This window comes from Butyrivibrio sp. FCS014 (assembly GCF_000526935.1).
Taxonomy (GTDB): domain Bacteria; phylum Bacillota; class Clostridia; order Lachnospirales; family Lachnospiraceae; genus Butyrivibrio.
This window is the reverse complement of sequence record NZ_JAHA01000019.1, coordinates 926,961-942,634: the sequence shown is the minus strand read 5'-3', so window position 1 is coordinate 942,634 and position 15,674 is coordinate 926,961. Positions and strand designations below refer to the sequence as shown.

Here is a 15,674-nt window from a genome sequence, read left to right as displayed (position 1 = left end):
ATCAAACTGATAATATTAAAAATATCAAAAACAGATTATTTTATATAACCAGATTTCGGAGAATGCCCATGGAAAAAGAGAAGCGCTACCTTAAAGTGTATGACAGGGTCAGAGAGGACATCATAAGCGGAAGATATCCCGTGGATACGAAGCTGCCTTCAAAGCGTGTAATGGCGGATTCCATGGGAGTCAGCGTCATTACCGTGGAGCATGCCTATGAGCTTCTTTCCGAGGAAGGGTACATCGTTCCCAGGCAGAAGAGCGGCTACTTTGTGACCTTTGATGACACAGATATCTACAGTCTTCCGGGAAAAAAGGCAAAGGCTCCCGCTCCAAAGTCCGGCCATCCCTCCGTTCCCCATACCCCAAGCGATGAGCCGCAGTTTTCCTATTCCATTTATGCAAGGACCGTAAGAAAGGTACTTAGTGATTATGGGGAATACCTTATGGAGAAATCCCCGAAGAACGGGATGTTTGAGCTAAGGAATGCCATAGCCTGGTATCTGCTGCGGTCAAGAAGGCTTGAGGTGAATCCGGATCAGATAATCATCGGTGCCGGGGCGGAATACCTGTACGGCCTCATCGTTCAGACCTTTGGAAGAGATGTGGTCTACGGTGTTGAGAGTCCCTCCTATCAGAAGATTGCCAAGGTTTACAGCGCAGGAGGAGCCGACCTTAAAATGCTAAAGCTTGGCAGCGACGGAATCGAGAGCTCGCTGCTGTGGGACAGCAGCATAAAGATCCTTCATATCACTCCCTACCGGAGCTTCCCCAGCGGAGTTACCGCCTCAGCCTCCAAGAAGAGAGAGTATCTTAAGTGGAGCAGAAAAAATGACGGATATATCATCGAAGATGATTTCGAATCCGAGTTCACTCCCAGCCGAAAGCCCGAGGAGACCATCTTTTCCCTTGACGGCGAGGGCAGGGTCATCTATGTAAATACCTTTACAAGGACCATCGGAAGCTTTGTTCGATGCGCTTATATGGTCCTTCCGGAGGCCCTTACGGGTAAATTTACCGAAATGACAGGATTCTACGAATGCCCGGTGCCTACATTGGATCAGCTGGTCATAGCAAGTCTTATAGACAGCGGTGATTTTGAAAGGCATATTAATAGAGTCAGACGGTATAACAGAAACAAGTTATTCATGGTATAATATATTTGTATTGGTGTCGAAATAAGAGGGCAGATTGTGAACAACTTCGGGTTACCTGAAATCGAGAACCATGAACATATTGATGAACTCACCGGATTCCTTAAGCTGAACGGAATTCTGAGCCATATTCAGAGCCATGGCCAGGAGGATGAAAAGGCCGGTGTTGTCATAATCTATCTGAATGTTATGAATTTCAAGACCTTCAACAAGCGTTACGGCTTTGCGGGAGGAAACGAGTTCCTTAAGGGGCTTGCGGCTGAAATTCGTAGCATCTTTCCTGATGAGCTGGTGGCCCGCACCGGTGGCGACCACTTCATTATTTACGGTAAATCCCTTGAGGAAAAAGAAATACTGGATAGACTGTCAAGACTTCGAGAGGCTGCGGTAAGGCATGAGAAGGCACTTCCAATGCGCATCAAGGCGGGTATTTATCTTGCTTCGGGAAATGAGGAGGACCCTGTTGTTTCCGTTGACAGAGCCAAGATTGCCTGCGATGACATAATAAGAGTCTACGATAAATACGATAATTTCTACAATGACGAGCTCGACAAGAAGAATGAGCTTCGTCAGTACGTTATAGATAATTTTGAGAATGCCTTCCAACAGAAGTACTTCAAGGTTTATTACCAGAAGGAAGTCAGGGCCATGACAGGCAAGGTCTGCGGCTACGAGGCTCTTGCCAGGTGGCAGGACCCTGTTATGGGGCTTATTTCCCCTGTCATCTTCGTGGAAGTATTAGAGAGCGTACATCTCGTACACAAGCTGGACACCTACATCATAAGTCAGGTGTGTTCAGACCTTCGGGATGACATAGACAGCGGCTATTCGGTGGAGCCTATTTCCGTCAACCTTTCACAGCTGGACTTTGAGCTTTGTGACATTCTGGCTGAAGTGGATAAGTGCAGAGAGAAGTTTGATATTCCCAAGAGCCTTCTTCACATAGAGATCACCGAGAGCGCCATCGCCTTCGGAGCTGATTTCCTTGGAGATGAGATACGAAGATTCAGGGAGGCGGGATATGAAGTCTGGATGGATGACTTCGGCGCAGGCTACAGCTCCCTTAACAACCTTAAGAACTACGACTTTGATGTCCTTAAGATTGATATGAATTTCCTCAGGTCCTTTGAGAACAACAAGAGGTCCCATGTTATCCTGGCAGCCATAGTCAACATGGCAAAGGAACTTGGAATACATACCCTTGCAGAGGGTGTTGAGACTAAAGAACAGTATGAATTTCTTAAGAAAATAGGCTGCGAGAAGTTGCAGGGATACCTTTTTGGAAAGCCAAAGCCCGTGGAGGATTTTGACAGGGCAGCAGAGCTCACACCTGAGTTTTGTGAGGACTACACTTACAGTTATTACTACGAGGCCATCGGCGAGATCAACCTTCTTGGAAACACCCCTTTAAGGGCAAAAGAGATGGTGGTGGAGAATAACATTCCCATAGCCATCACGGAGCTTATTGGGCAGCTTCCCCAGATCCTTTATGCCAACGACGCCTACCTTAGCGTTATAAGCTCTCTGGGCTTTTCAAGCCTTGAGGAGATAAATGCCTTTTATGCACTCCACAGCGATCTTCCGGAACTGGACAAATTTGTTCATGCGGTAAGACAGGCGGAGGAATCCCCTGACCATAGAATAAACATAAACACAATATCAAACGGATCCATCGTGGATAACAAGATAAGGTTCCTCTCAAGGCATGGTGATACGGCGGTCTTTGCCATAGTGACCAGAAACACTTCTCTTAACAATCAGGCCGATCTGTCTGAGGACCTTCAGGTGGCAATGGCCCACGTGTTTAACCAGTATTTCAGAGTTGACCTTTTTGATGACTACGGAAAAGTTGATAATATCTACCTCAATGCAAATCAGAGGTCTGTGTCTGACGTGGAAAATGACGCGGTGAAGGCTGTGAGCTATTATGCCGAACTGTACCTTGTACCCGAGGACAGGGAGCGCTTTAAAAAGTTCTATTACATCCCTACTGTCAGGGACAGGGTTAAGGAGTCCGGCGGCGAATATCTGGTTGATTATTTCCGTTCCGCAATGCCCGGCGATAGCGGAAGAATGCAGATGTACATGATCCTGCCCTTCTACTATAATGGTAAGTGGAAATACATCTCATGCTGCAGATATGCGGATGAGTTAAAGGACGATTATTTGAAATAACGGGGATAGGATCAGGGTATGCTCAGGTTTTGTTTTGGGGCGTCCGGAGCGGGGAAGAGCACCGGGCTTTATAAAGAGATCATTGAAAGAAGTATGAAGGAAAGGGATACGGATTTTCTTATCCTGGTCCCTGACCAGTTCACGATGCAGACCCAGAAGGATGTAGTAAAGATGCATCCTTTGGGAGCCATCATGAACATCGATATATTGAGCTTTGGCAGACTTTCTCACAGAGTTTTTGAGGAAACAGGCCTGAGCTCTTTTTCTGTGCTTGACGATCTGGGAAAGAGCCTTGTACTTCGCCGTCTTTCCGACAAGCTTGGAGACCGGCTCCCTGTCATCGGAAAGAACATGCACAAACCCGGCTATATCGACGAAGTAAAGTCCACCATCTCCGAATTCATGCAGTACGGTATCGGGGACGAGGACCTTGCCCTCCTTGAGGAAAAGAGCCATAGCAAAGGGGCACTTAGCGCCAAACTTAGGGACCTTAGGCTTTTGTATCGGGAGTTCCTTGAATACATAAACGGAAAGTTCACAACTCCCGAGGAGACTTTGGACATCCTCTGCAGGGCTCTTCCAAACTCAGAGCTTATAAAGGACAGCGTGGTGGTATTTGACGGCTTCACCGGCTTTACCCCCATTCAGTACAGAGTCATCAGACAGCTCCTTACCCTGTGCAGGGAGGTCATCTTTACCGTGACCATAAGTCCCGATGAGGATCCCTATTCGGAGGAACTGAAGGAGCAGGAACTCTTTCTTCTTAGCAAAAAAACTGTTCTGGAACTGGAGAAACTTGAATTTGCCGTGATGCGGGAAAAGGGCAGCAACATAAGCGACTTTGCCGCCTTCAGGGCCTTAAGGCATGCAAGAACCGGAGATGAGAAAGATGTCTTCATCAAAGAAACTCCGGTGGCAAGGCTTAAAGGCAATCCACCGCTGGCATATCTTGAGCAGTCTCTTTTCCGCTATAAAACTGAGAAATTTACGGGGGCCAACGACTCCATCACCATATTCAGGGCATCCACCGGGGATGAGGAGATCCGCCAGGCCATGATAATCATAAGTGATCTCGTCAAGCAGCAGGGCTATGCCTACAGGGACATCGCCCTTCTTTGCGGCAGCCTTGATTCCTACGCGGATATTGTGACCAGGCAGGCCGGGAAGTTCGATATCCCCATTTACGTTGACAAGAACACCAGCATCCTTTTAAATCCCTTCATTGAGTACATCACAAGCGCCATCAACATCGTCCTCTCAGGCTACAGATACGAGGACGTTTTCCACTACATGCGAAGCGGCATGACGGACTTTGACAGGAACGACGCCGATATCCTGGAGGACTACGTAAGAGCCCTGGGCGTAAGAGGCAGACAGCAGTGGGAGGATAAGTTCCTAAGGCACATGCCCAGAAGATTCAGGAAAAGAGCAGGCAAGGAAGAGGAAGATCTTCGCGAAGTCCGGCTTTTAGAGAAACTAAACAGCATCAGACAGAAGCTTTCCGGGGATCTGATGCCTCTTTTTGATACAAGACAGGGGACAGTCTCCGGTATAACAGATGCCCTGATAAAGGTCATCGAGGCCGGGGAATGTCAGCGGAAGCTTCAGGAATACAGGGCGATGTTCGAGGAGCAGGGTGACCTTAAAAAGGCCAGGGAATACGACCAGATCTATGACAAGATCATAACCCTTCTTGAGCAGATGAAATCCCTTGTGGGGGATGAAGCCATAACCCTTGAGGAGTACAGAGATCTTCTGTCGGCGGGCTTTGGAGAGATAGCTGTCGGAACCATTCCCCAGGACGTTGACAGGATAGTTGTGGGAGACATAGAAAGAACAAGGCTTCGCGAGATAAAGGTCCTTTTCTTTGTGGGAGTCAACGACGGAAATATACCTTCCGGCGCCGGAAGCGGAGGAATACTGTCGGATATAGACAGGCAGTTCCTTCTGGACCTTGGCACGCAGATAGAGTTTGCACCTACACCCAGGCAGCAGATGTATATACAGAGGCTCTACCTTTATATGAACCTGACAAAGCCCACGGACAAGCTGTTTTTGTCCTTTGCGGAGCTATCAAGCGACGGAAAGTCACTTCACGCGGCCTATCTTATACCCAAGATAACCGGGATGTATGAGGGCCTTGAGGTGCATCGTCCCGAGGATCGGGATGCCCTCTCACAGGTTGTGAGCACCGACGACGGAATGGTGGCCATGGCGGGGATGATCCGTGAATATGCCGCAGGCAGAGCAACCGATGAGGAGAAGAAAGAGTTCATGACCCTCTACAGGGTTCTTGGGCAGATGGGAGATAAGAAGCTCCTTGATGAGATCACCGAGGCTGCATTTACCCATTACAGGAACAGGCCCCTGGCCAAGGCCATTGCCACGGCCCTTTACGGGGTGAACCTTGAGAACAGCGTTACAAGGCTTGAGCAGTATGCCTCCTGCGCCTATGCCCACTTCCTTAAGTACGGCTTAGGGCTTGAGGAGAGGCAGGAGTACAAGTTTGACCGGGCGGATCTTGGAAATGTGTTCCATGACGTCCTTGAGAAGTACCTTAAGGAAATAACCTCCGATGGCAGGAATTTCAGAAACATTACCAAGGAGGAGTCTGATAAGATCCTGGACAAGATCGTTAACGAGTGCGTGGACGCCTACGGGGAGACCATTCTTCGCAGCACCTCAAGAAACGAGTATGTGGCGGACAGGATCCACAAGATCCTTGTCAAAACCGCAGATACCATGCGGTACCAGCTCTCAAAGGGAAGCTTTGAGCCCGCCCATATGGAGATGAGCTTTGAAGAAGCCGGAAACATCGAAGATATCAATATTGCCCTTCGTGAGGATGAAAGGCATAACATCATAGAGAGCATGAAGCTTAAAGGCCGCATCGACAGAGTGGACATCTGCAGCGACCCCGATCACGTATACGTTAAGATCGTGGACTACAAGTCCTCCAAGCACAGCTTCAGCGTGGCATCCCTGTACTACGGCCTTCAGCTCCAGCTGGTGCTGTACATGAACGTTGCCATGGCCGCTCAGAAGAAGCACTCCAAGGGAAAAGAGGTAGTTCCCGCCGCGCTTCTTTACTACCATATACACAATCCCGAGTTTGAGACCGAGGAGGAGCCCGATGAGGAGACACTGAACAAGGCCATAAGAAGCCAGCTCAATACCAGGGGACTTGTAAGTGAGGACCGGGATATCATAGATCTTTTGGACAATGAGATTTCGGGTAAATCCGATGTAATTCCTGTTGAGATCACAGCCAAGGGCGCTGTGGGAGCAAGATCCCAGACGGCGGCTCCCGAGGTCATAGAGGGACTCTCGGAATTTGTCGGCAGGAAGATAAGGCAGCAGGGCAGGAATATCCTGGACGGAGACATAGAAGTAAATCCTTTTGACGACAAGAAGTACAACTCCTGCACCTTCTGTGACTTTAAGTCCATCTGCGGATGCGACGAGAAGGTGCCCGGATACAGGAAAAGACATTTCGAAGTAACAGACGATGAAGCAACAGCCCTTATCATGGCTGAAGTTAACGAAGAAGAGACAGATACAGATGGGGATTGAATTTACCGAGGAACAACAGGCGGTCATTGACGCCAGAAAGAGCAATATACTGGTATCCGCAGCAGCCGGCTCCGGCAAGACTGCGGTTTTGGTAGAGCGCATAATTCAGATGATGAGCGAGGGGCTTGATATCGATCATCTTCTGGTGGTGACCTTCACAAGGGCAGCAGCCGCACAGATGAAGGAGAAGATCACCGCAGCGATCCATGAGAGACTGGCGCAGGATCCGGAGGATGCCCACTTTCAGAGGCAGGAGACCCTGATCCACAACGCCCAGATCACCACCATCGATTCCTTCTGTCAGTATGTGGTCAGGAACAACTTTAATACCATAGGCCTTGACCCTTCCTACAGAGTAGGGGACGAGGGCGAGCTGCAGCTTCTCTCCGAGGAGGTACTAAACAACTTTCTGGAGGAGGAGTATGACAGGGCCTCCGGGGAAGAGAACAGCGATTTCATCTACTGCATGGATTATTTCAGCCAGGGCAACAGCGACAGCGCGGTTTCGGAGTACATAAACACTCTCTACAAATATTCACAGAGTATGCCCTGGCCCGAGGACTGGCTAAGACAGAGGCTTTGCGATTATGAGGCCGCGGATGGGGACTTTGATGAGCTTGGCTTTGTTAAGGTGTGCATGGAGATTGCAAGGGACGTCCTTAAGGAAGCTGCATCAAGGCTTGAGCTTGCTCTTAAGCTTGCCTCTGATCCCGACGGGCCCTATATGTATGTTGACAGATTTGAGGCAGAGCTTGAGAGTGTCCGTGCTGCCATTGACTCTAAGGGCTATGATGATTCTTTTGACCGGCTGAGGAACATAAGCTTTGACAAGCTTTCCCCCTGCAGGGACAATAGCGTAAACGCCGACAAGAAGGGGTTTGCCCAGAAGATGCGGAACGATGCCAAGGAGGCCGTGGCGAAGCTTATAAAGGATTTTTTCGGCAGCAGGAGCGACCAGGTAAAAGAGAAAATGGCTTACTGCGACAGGGCTGTCAGGGAGCTGGTAAGGCTCACTCTGGAATTTGCTGACCGGTTTGCAGAAGAAAAGAGAAACAGGCATATCATCGACTTCTCCGATATGGAGCACTTTGCCCTTCAGATACTGGTGGACCACCCCTCCGAGGATGTTTCAACGCCCTCTGTCGTTGCCCTTGAGTACAGGGACTACTACAGGGAGGTCCTTATTGACGAGTATCAGGACAGCAACAGCGTTCAGGAGATGATATTAAAGGCCATATCCGGCGAGGACCCGAAGGTTTCCGAGAGGTTTATGGTGGGCGACGTCAAGCAGAGCATCTACAAGTTCCGCCTGGCAAGGCCCGAGATCTTCATGGAGAAATTTGCCTCCTTTGATAAGGATGCGGGTTCCGAAAACAGAAGGATCGACCTTCACAAGAATTTCCGAAGCAGGAAAGAGATCCTTGATATAACCAACTATATCTTTGCAAGGATCATGGGGGCTGACCTTGGCAAGGTTGAGTATGACAGCGATGCAATGCTTGTTTACGGGGCTAAATACGAGGAGCCCTTGCTTGATGTAACTCCCGAGCTTTTGCTTGTGGACGATACGGAGGATGATGGTGACGCCTCGGATATGTCCATCAAGGAAAAAGAGGTAGCGGTCATTGCCTCAAGGATAAATGAGCTAAGAAGAGAGAATCCAAAGCTCTCCTACAAGGACATTGTCATTTTATTCAGATCACCCTCAGGCTGGGTGGATGTTTTAAAGAAGGGGCTTTCCAACAACGGAATCCCCGCATATATGGAATCCAAGAGCGGATACTTCACCTCCTATGAGGTTTCCGTGCTTCTTAACGTGATGTCTGTGATCGACAATCCCAGGCAGAACATTGAGCTTATCAGCGTTATGAAGTCGCCTGTCGGCGGCTTTACCGACGAGGAGCTGGCAAAGATAAAGATCGCCTTAAATGATCTTGAAGACCCGGATCTTGGGGAGAGCTACTTCCTTGGAATGAAGAGCGGCCTTGCACTTGATACGGAGCTTTCAGACAAGGCAGCGGCCTTTGTGGCTCTTATCGAGGAGTTCAGGACCATGTCCACCTATGTGCCCGTCCATGAGCTCTTACAGCTGTTTTTGAACAGGACTGATTTCGAGACCGTGGTGACAGCCATGCCCTACGGCAATCAGCGCCGGGCCAACATAGAACAGCTTCTTAACGACGCCGCCAATTTCGAGAGGACCAGTTTCAAGGGACTGTTCCACTTTGTAAGATATATTGAGCACCTTAGGAACAGTCAGTTGGATTCCGGCGAGGCCGGCATAATCGACGAGAACGCCGATGTTGTAAGGATCATGAGTATCCATAAGAGTAAGGGCCTGGAGTTTCCCGTGGTGTTTGTTGCCGGAATGGGACAGCACCTCAATTTCAGGGACAGCACCGGCAATTTCATCCTGGATATGGATCTGGGACTAGGGGTTAAGTACATCAATTCAGAGCTTGGCATCAAGTCCGACACCTTAAAGCGCGCTGTTATCGCAGACTCAATGAAGACCGAGAGCCTCGGCGAGGAACTGCGTGTCCTTTACGTTGCCTTAACAAGAGCCAAAGAAAAGCTCATCATGACTGCCGGTGTGAAGAACCTGGCTAAGAAAGTCTCTGAGCAGCTGGCCCTTGCAGCCTCCCTTGGAAAGAGCGGAGAGCTCCTTCCCTACGGAAAGAGAAAGGCAGCCCAGAGTTACCTGGACCTTGTTCTTCCTGCGGTATTCCTCCATTCATCCATGAAGGAGATATTTGAGAAGTATGAGATTCCCGCTGAGGAATACGGCGCATATTACGTAGCCGGTGAGGATGAGCCCTCTCTTAAGATAAAGGCCATGGGTGCCAACGATATCACCGTGGTGCAGCTTACTGATGATGCTCTTTCACAGATCCGGAGAAAAGAGCTGGAGGCTCCCGCGGGGAATGACGAATTGGAGAAACAGCTAAAGGAAAGGCTAAGCGCTAAGTACTCTCATCCGGAGCTTACAGGTCTTTTCACCAAGACCACGGTTACGGAGCTTAAGAAAAAGATGCTGGAGGAGACGGGAGAGTTCGATGCCCATGAAGCCTCTTTTGCCCAAGATATGGAAGAGACCGGGGATGAGGATAGTGCATCCTCCGGGGGACAGCTTACGGGAGCTGAAAGAGGAACAGCATATCACAGGATAATGGAGCTTCTTGACGAGGACATCTACGGGGATGAGAGCCTTCCTTCAAAGAGCAGCAAAGAGGTTTGCGAAAGACTTGATAAGTGGATCGGGAAACTGACCGAAAAGGGCGTTATCCCGGAAACCTACAGGGACTGCGTAGATATTAAGGATGTTTCGATGTTTCTTTTTACAGACCTTGGAAAGCGCATGGGGGAAGCATATAGAAACGGGAAGCTAATGACCGAGAAGCCTTTCATGATGGGCGTTTCCGCCTCTGAGCTTAATGAGAAATTCCCGGATGATGAAACCGTGCTGGTTCAGGGAATCGTGGATGCCTGGTTCATAGAAGGTGATGATATCATCCTTATGGATTACAAGACGGATAAGGTGAGGGAAGACAAGGATCTTACCGACAGATACAGCATTCAGCTTAAGCTCTACAAGAGGGCGCTGGAGGCAGCTACAGGAATGAAGGTAAAAGAGATCTACATCTATTCCTTTGCCCTTGGAAGGCAGATTCAGCTAAGCGTGTAAATGAGGGCTACGAGGTTGGCCAGTGAGTGCATGAGAAATACCAGGGACAGCTTTCTGTAGCGGTAATAGGCAAAGGTTATGAGAAGTCCCATAAGAAAGCCGTAGAGTATCTGAACGGGATTTAAGTGATATATGCCAAAGAGGGCCGCGGTGAGAATTACGGAGACGACGGCATTTTTGGAAAAATGAAAGATGATGTCAAACAGGAAGAATCTGAAAATGATCTCCTCAAAAAGAGGAGTGACGATGCAGTAGAGAAGGATGAGGATAACAGTGTTGTCGCCAACATCCATAAGTGAATCCGAGGCGTTTTGAAAGGATTCGATTTCGGTGAGACCTGTTATATTGAACACCAGGGTGAGAAGGAAGGCCACAGCGCAGGAAATAAGCCCATAAATGATATATGTGGAGACTGAAATCTCCTTGATACCTGATCTTTCGGAAAATATATTTTTCATTTCCTATTGACAATCCCTTTCCATGAGAGTTTAATGTAAATGAATTTAACAGACCGCTAGGGGAGCAATGCTGAGAGTGTACGTTTCAAACGTCTAACCCTTATTACCTGACCCGGATAATACCGGCGTAGGGAAGCTTATTTACTTGCAATGCCACTTGATTATATCATATATGGCAGTGTTTATGCAGGTAGCAAGGATATGGTATCCTCCCCGAAAGTCAATGACAACAAGGGAGGATTTTTTTATGAGTTTATTTTTGGAGAAAGTAACAGAGGACGGTTATGTTACCTACAACATAACCAAAGGAGGATATGCCCTGATCATTGCGCTTGCGGTTCTGGCGTTTCTTGCAATCAGCTATTTCCTTAACAAAGACGGCAAGTTCAAAATGAGCATCAAGCAGACAACGGTTTCTGCTCTTTGCCTGGCATTGGCCTTCGTTTTGTCAAATATCAAGCTTTTCAAACTGCCCATGGGCGGCTCCGTAACATTTTTCAGCATGTTCTTTGTGGCATTCATCGGCTACCTGTACGGACCCAGGATCGGTCTTGCATCTGCCTTTGCCTACGGACTTTTGCAGCTTGTGGTTGATCCCTACATCATCAGCATTCCCCAGCTTCTGTGCGATTATATCCTTGCATTCACAGCTCTGGGACTTTCAGGTTTCTTCTATAACAAGAAGGGCGGAATGATCAAGGGTTATCTTCTTGCAGTCTTCGGAAGATTCTTCTTTGCGACACTTTCAGGCGTGGTATTCTTTGCGGATTACGCTCCCGAGAATATGTCACCTTTAGCTTACTCAGCAGCTTACAACGGCTCTTACCTTGCTGCGGAGAGTGCGATCACAGTGATAGTTCTTTTGATCCCTGTTGTACATGAGGCTATCTATCGAGTAAAGGCTGAGGCACAGGAAAAAGAAATAAGAAATCAGGTATCACTTGGATAAAGTAGATCTGCGGTATTGATTGAGGGAGAATATGGTGTACAATCTAAATAGATTGTGCACCATTTTTTTTATAAAAATTTTATTAAATTTAGCATGGGCCGTACTTTCTTTTATTCATGAAATATCATACTATATAATGAAGTTTGTGTATTTTTTAGCAATCGGGAGATGTAAATGAAGAAACTCGTTGAAATAAAAGACGTAAGCAAGATATATAATCCCGGGGAAAATGAGGTCAGAGCTTTGAGCCATGTAAATCTGACCATCGGAGAGGGCGAATTTGTGGCCATTATCGGCCAGTCCGGATCCGGAAAGTCCACACTTATGAACATGCTTGGGTGTCTTGATACCCCCACCAGCGGCAAGTATTTTCTCCATGGGCAGGATGTTTCTCACATGTCTGACGATGAACAGTCAGACATCAGGAACAGGGAGATAGGATTTATTTTTCAGGGATTCAATCTTATACCGTCACTGACAGCTTTGGAAAATGTGGAGCTTCCTCTTATATACAGAGGAGTTTCCAAGAAGGAGAGACTGCGCCTTGCCAATGCCGCACTTAACAGCGTGGGCCTTGAAAAGAGAAAGACTCACAAGCCCAGTGAGATGTCCGGCGGACAGCAGCAGAGGGTTGCCATCGCAAGGGCCATCGCCCAGGCACCGCCTATTCTTCTTGCGGATGAGCCCACAGGTAACCTTGATACCCACTCCACAAAGGAGATAATAAGGATCATAAAGAGGCTCTATCATGAGGGCAGAACGGTCATCATCATCACCCATGACCCCGGTATTGCCAAGCAGGCCAAGAGGATAATCACCATCTCGGACGGAATGATACAGAGCGATATTAAAAATCCCGAATATAAGGATGAGATCTGATTGTTATAGAAGAAAAGAGTGTATGGAGGAACGAAATGTCTAAAGTGGATGAAGTTAAGCAGGATACTTCTGTAACCGAGCAGCCTGAAGTAAACAACGAGATAAAGGAGACCACCGGATCGGAGATGGAGGTCTATGAAGATTACGATACCACCGATCTGTCAGACTCCGCAGGCAAAAAGAAAAAGTTCAAAAAGCGCTATGTTGTTCTGGGAATAGTGGCCCTTGCCGCTATCGGGATCATTGCAGGAGTCCTGAACAGCAAGAAGAACTCTGTTGTATATGTTGAGACCTATGCCGCTGCTCAGGGCACCATTGAGAATGTTATTTCCATTTCCGGTACCGTTCAGAGCGCAGAGAGTAAGAGCTTTTTCTCGGATGTAACCGCACCTCTTGAGAAGATCAACGTTAAGGTTGGAGACAAGGTAAAGACCGGAGATATGCTCTATACCTATGATCAGGAAGCACTGGACCTGGCCCAGAAGAATGCGGAGCTTGCAATCAAACAGGCAAAGGGAAGCTATAGTGCCACAGCTGCAGGTGCCACCGCATCTTCGGCAGCGCAGGGATATGCCAACACCATGACTCTGGCTCAGATAAATGACAGGATCGATCAGATAACCAATGAGATAGAAGCTGTAAATAAGCAGATAACAGAGAAACAGAACAGGATCAATCAGACTATAGATGAGCTTAAAAAAGTCCAGATGGACTACAACCAGAACAGGGTGTCTGACTCAGCTGAGGGCTATGCTGCTACAGACAGAAAAGACAGTGACGGAAACGAGATGTATCTCCAGACTCAGGAAGCGCTGACAGATGCTACAGCAGCCCTTACAAGAGATCCTCAGATCATTGCCTGGCAGGATCAGATTACTGCACTTAAGGATGAAGCATCACGCCTTGGTGAAGCCAAAAGCTTAAAGGTGAGCGGCGGTAATGTTCAGTCTGCCAAGGCAGCACTTGATACTACCCAGCTCAATCAGGAGGATACCCTCTCCAAGATTGAGGAAGCCAGAGCAGGAGTGTCTGCAGAATTCAACGGCGTTGTTACAGCTATTCCCGCCAATGTAGTGGACGGAGCAACCGTTACCGCAGGTTCCATGGTTGTTACTCTGGCAAATCTTGATGAAGTTCAGGTTGCGATTCAGGTTTCAAAGAGTGACCTTCCCAAGATCTCCGTTGGACAGAAGGTTGATGTAACAATTAACAACAAGACCTATGAGGGTGAGATTTCCAAGATCTCCGGAACAGCTACAAAGAATGCCAACGGCGTGGCAGTTGTTGATACGGTTATTGTTGTCACAAATCCTGATGATGAGATAATCCTCGGGGTTGAGGCCAACAACAAGATCCACGCAGAAAAGGCAGAGAACACGATTGTTCTTCCTTACGAATATGTTCAGACAGATTCTACAGGTGATTATGTGTATGTAGTGGAGAACGGCATTGTCACCAGAAAGAATGTCACAATAGGAATTTCAAACAGCACAGAAGCAGAGATAACAGAAGGCCTCTCTAATGGCGATGCGGTTATTTCATCGGATGTAAGCACCCTTACAGAGGGTATGCCTGTACAGGTACAGTAATGGGAAAATTTGGCGAGTATTTTAAAAGCGCAATTAAACAGATAATAGGAAACGGCTATAGAACACTGATGACCATGCTGGGCATAGTCATCGGTATTGCCGCGGTTATTGCTGTCGTTGCCCTGGGTAATGGTATGAGCGAATTTGTAAAAAGCCAGCTCAACGACATTGCCGGTAACTACGGACAGCTTAATATCAATACAAGTAAGACTTCAGAGCGCTTCACAAGGGATGACATTGCCAACCTTGAGGAGGCACTGCCTGATATAAAGGGCGTTTCACCGGATTTTACCTCCTACGGTAAGGTAACCGGCAGAAAAGGTACCTTCAGTGCCAGTATATCCGGTGGTGCGGAGAGCCTTGAGAACTATTTAAGCAACGGCATTGTGAAAGGCAGCTATTTTAACAAGCAGCAGGTGGATTCTTCCCAGAGAGTCTGCGTAATGCTTCTTGATGATGCCAAGAAGATCTTCGGAACAGAGGATGCCGTGGGCATGGAGTTAGATATCACCGTATATGGTAAGACGGCTACCTACACCGTTATCGGCCTTCGCGATCACATGAATGAGATGTATACCTTCCTTATGGAGGGACAGGAATATTACGCTCAGATTGAGATGCCATATACCGCACTGGGAGCGGACTTTGATTACGACACCGAGCAGTTTTCTTCACTGCTTCTTTTTGATGACCAGCAGACCCTTTCGGATTCCGTAAGCAAGGCAGAGAATCTGCTTATAAATGCACATGGCCTCAGGGGGACAAGTGCCTTAAGCGCATACAGCATGGCGGATTTTGCGGATCAGCTTAATCAGATCCTGGGTTACGCTCAGAGCTTCCTTCTTCTGGTATCGGTTATTTCCCTTGTGGTAGGCGGAATCGGCGTTATGAATATAATGCTTGTATCCGTTACCGAGAGGACCAGAGAGATTGGCATAAGAAAATCCATCGGCGCAAGTACCGGTGCCATAATGACGCAGTTTTTATCTGAGGCTGCGATCCTTACGCTTCTTGGAGGAATCGTAGGTATTATTCTCGGGATCATTGCGGCTCATCTTATTTGTACAGCCATAGGCTTTGATGTTATCATCACACCCACTTCAGTTGGAGGAGCAGCTCTTTTCTCCATTATGATAGGTCTTTTCTTCGGACTGTATCCTGCAAGGAAGGCAGCCAAGATGAAGCCTATCGATGCACTGAGACTGTGATGTT

General features: G+C 48.0%; 9 protein-coding genes and 1 riboswitch. Of the genes, 8 read left to right on the top strand and 1 reads right to left on the bottom strand.

All coding sequences use genetic code 11. The features are described 5' to 3' along the window. Positions 1-68: 68 nt before the first annotated feature. From pdxR to addA, 4 genes are read left to right on the top strand one after another with little or no spacing between them, the layout of a single operon-like run. Complete coding sequence (pdxR, locus tag T456_RS0116950; protein ID WP_024867198.1) at positions 69-1,157, top strand: MocR-like pyridoxine biosynthesis transcription factor PdxR; 1,089 nt, start codon at positions 69-71, stop codon at positions 1,155-1,157. A 36-nt stretch (positions 1,158-1,193) separates the two neighbouring features. After that, positions 1,194-3,329 (top strand): GGDEF domain-containing phosphodiesterase, encoded by a 2,136-nt coding sequence (locus tag T456_RS0116945; RefSeq protein ID WP_024867197.1) that lies wholly within the window; start codon positions 1,194-1,196, stop codon positions 3,327-3,329. Positions 3,330-3,347: 18 nt separating this feature from the next. Further along, a complete protein-coding gene (locus tag T456_RS0116940) occupies positions 3,348-6,902 on the top strand; it encodes a PD-(D/E)XK nuclease family protein (protein WP_024867196.1) in 3,555 nt (1,184 codons plus the stop codon). Further along, positions 6,892-10,587 carry a helicase-exonuclease AddAB subunit AddA gene (gene addA / locus T456_RS0116935; protein ID WP_024867195.1) on the top strand — a complete coding sequence of 1,232 codons (3,696 nt, stop codon included), beginning with the start codon at positions 6,892-6,894 and terminating at the stop codon, positions 10,585-10,587. The genes T456_RS0116940 and addA overlap by 11 nt, the downstream gene beginning before the upstream one ends. Here addA and T456_RS0116930 read toward each other — a convergent pair. Then, positions 10,572-11,045 (bottom strand): CPBP family intramembrane glutamic endopeptidase, encoded by a 474-nt coding sequence (locus tag T456_RS0116930; protein WP_024867194.1) that lies wholly within the window; start codon positions 11,043-11,045, stop codon positions 10,572-10,574. The two genes, addA and T456_RS0116930, sit on opposite strands and share 16 nt — an antisense overlap. A 48-nt stretch (positions 11,046-11,093) precedes the next feature. Beyond that, positions 11,094-11,196, top strand: a riboswitch (TPP riboswitch). Positions 11,197-11,292: 96 nt separating this feature from the next. Between T456_RS0116930 and thiT the strand changes: the two genes are divergently transcribed. The 4 genes from thiT to T456_RS0116910 all read left to right on the top strand — a co-directional run bounded on the left by thiT (position 11,293) and on the right by T456_RS0116910 (position 15,670). Beyond that, entirely contained in the window at positions 11,293-11,994 is a 702-nt protein-coding gene (thiT, locus tag T456_RS0116925) for an energy-coupled thiamine transporter ThiT (RefSeq protein WP_024867193.1), read from the top strand. Positions 11,995-12,168: 174 nt separating this feature from the next. Next, on the top strand, positions 12,169-12,873 hold the full coding sequence (locus T456_RS0116920) for an ABC transporter ATP-binding protein (RefSeq protein WP_024867192.1): 705 nt from the start codon (positions 12,169-12,171) through the stop codon (positions 12,871-12,873). 35 nt (positions 12,874-12,908) lie between these two features. Then, positions 12,909-14,462, top strand: coding sequence for an efflux RND transporter periplasmic adaptor subunit (locus T456_RS0116915; protein WP_024867191.1), 1,554 nt, complete (start codon positions 12,909-12,911; stop codon positions 14,460-14,462). After that, positions 14,462-15,670, top strand: a complete 1,209-nt coding sequence (locus T456_RS0116910) for an ABC transporter permease (RefSeq protein WP_024867190.1) — start codon at positions 14,462-14,464, stop codon at positions 15,668-15,670. The genes T456_RS0116915 and T456_RS0116910 overlap by 1 nt, the downstream gene beginning before the upstream one ends. The last annotated feature ends 4 nt before the right edge of the window (positions 15,671-15,674 follow it).

Coding starts and splice junctions, on each gene's coding strand:
- pdxR (WP_024867198.1), top strand. CDS start 69: ATGGAAAAAGAGAAGCGCTACCTTAAAGTGTATGACAGGGTCAGAGAG.
- T456_RS0116940 (WP_024867196.1), top strand. CDS start 3,348: ATGCTCAGGTTTTGTTTTGGGGCGTCCGGAGCGGGGAAGAGCACCGGG.
- addA (WP_024867195.1), top strand. CDS start 6,892: ATGGGGATTGAATTTACCGAGGAACAACAGGCGGTCATTGACGCCAGA.
- T456_RS0116930 (WP_024867194.1), bottom strand. CDS start 11,045: ATGAAAAATATATTTTCCGAAAGATCAGGTATCAAGGAGATTTCAGTC.
- thiT (WP_024867193.1), top strand. CDS start 11,293: ATGAGTTTATTTTTGGAGAAAGTAACAGAGGACGGTTATGTTACCTAC.
- T456_RS0116920 (WP_024867192.1), top strand. CDS start 12,169: ATGAAGAAACTCGTTGAAATAAAAGACGTAAGCAAGATATATAATCCC.
- T456_RS0116915 (WP_024867191.1), top strand. CDS start 12,909: ATGTCTAAAGTGGATGAAGTTAAGCAGGATACTTCTGTAACCGAGCAG.
- T456_RS0116910 (WP_024867190.1), top strand. CDS start 14,462: ATGGGAAAATTTGGCGAGTATTTTAAAAGCGCAATTAAACAGATAATA.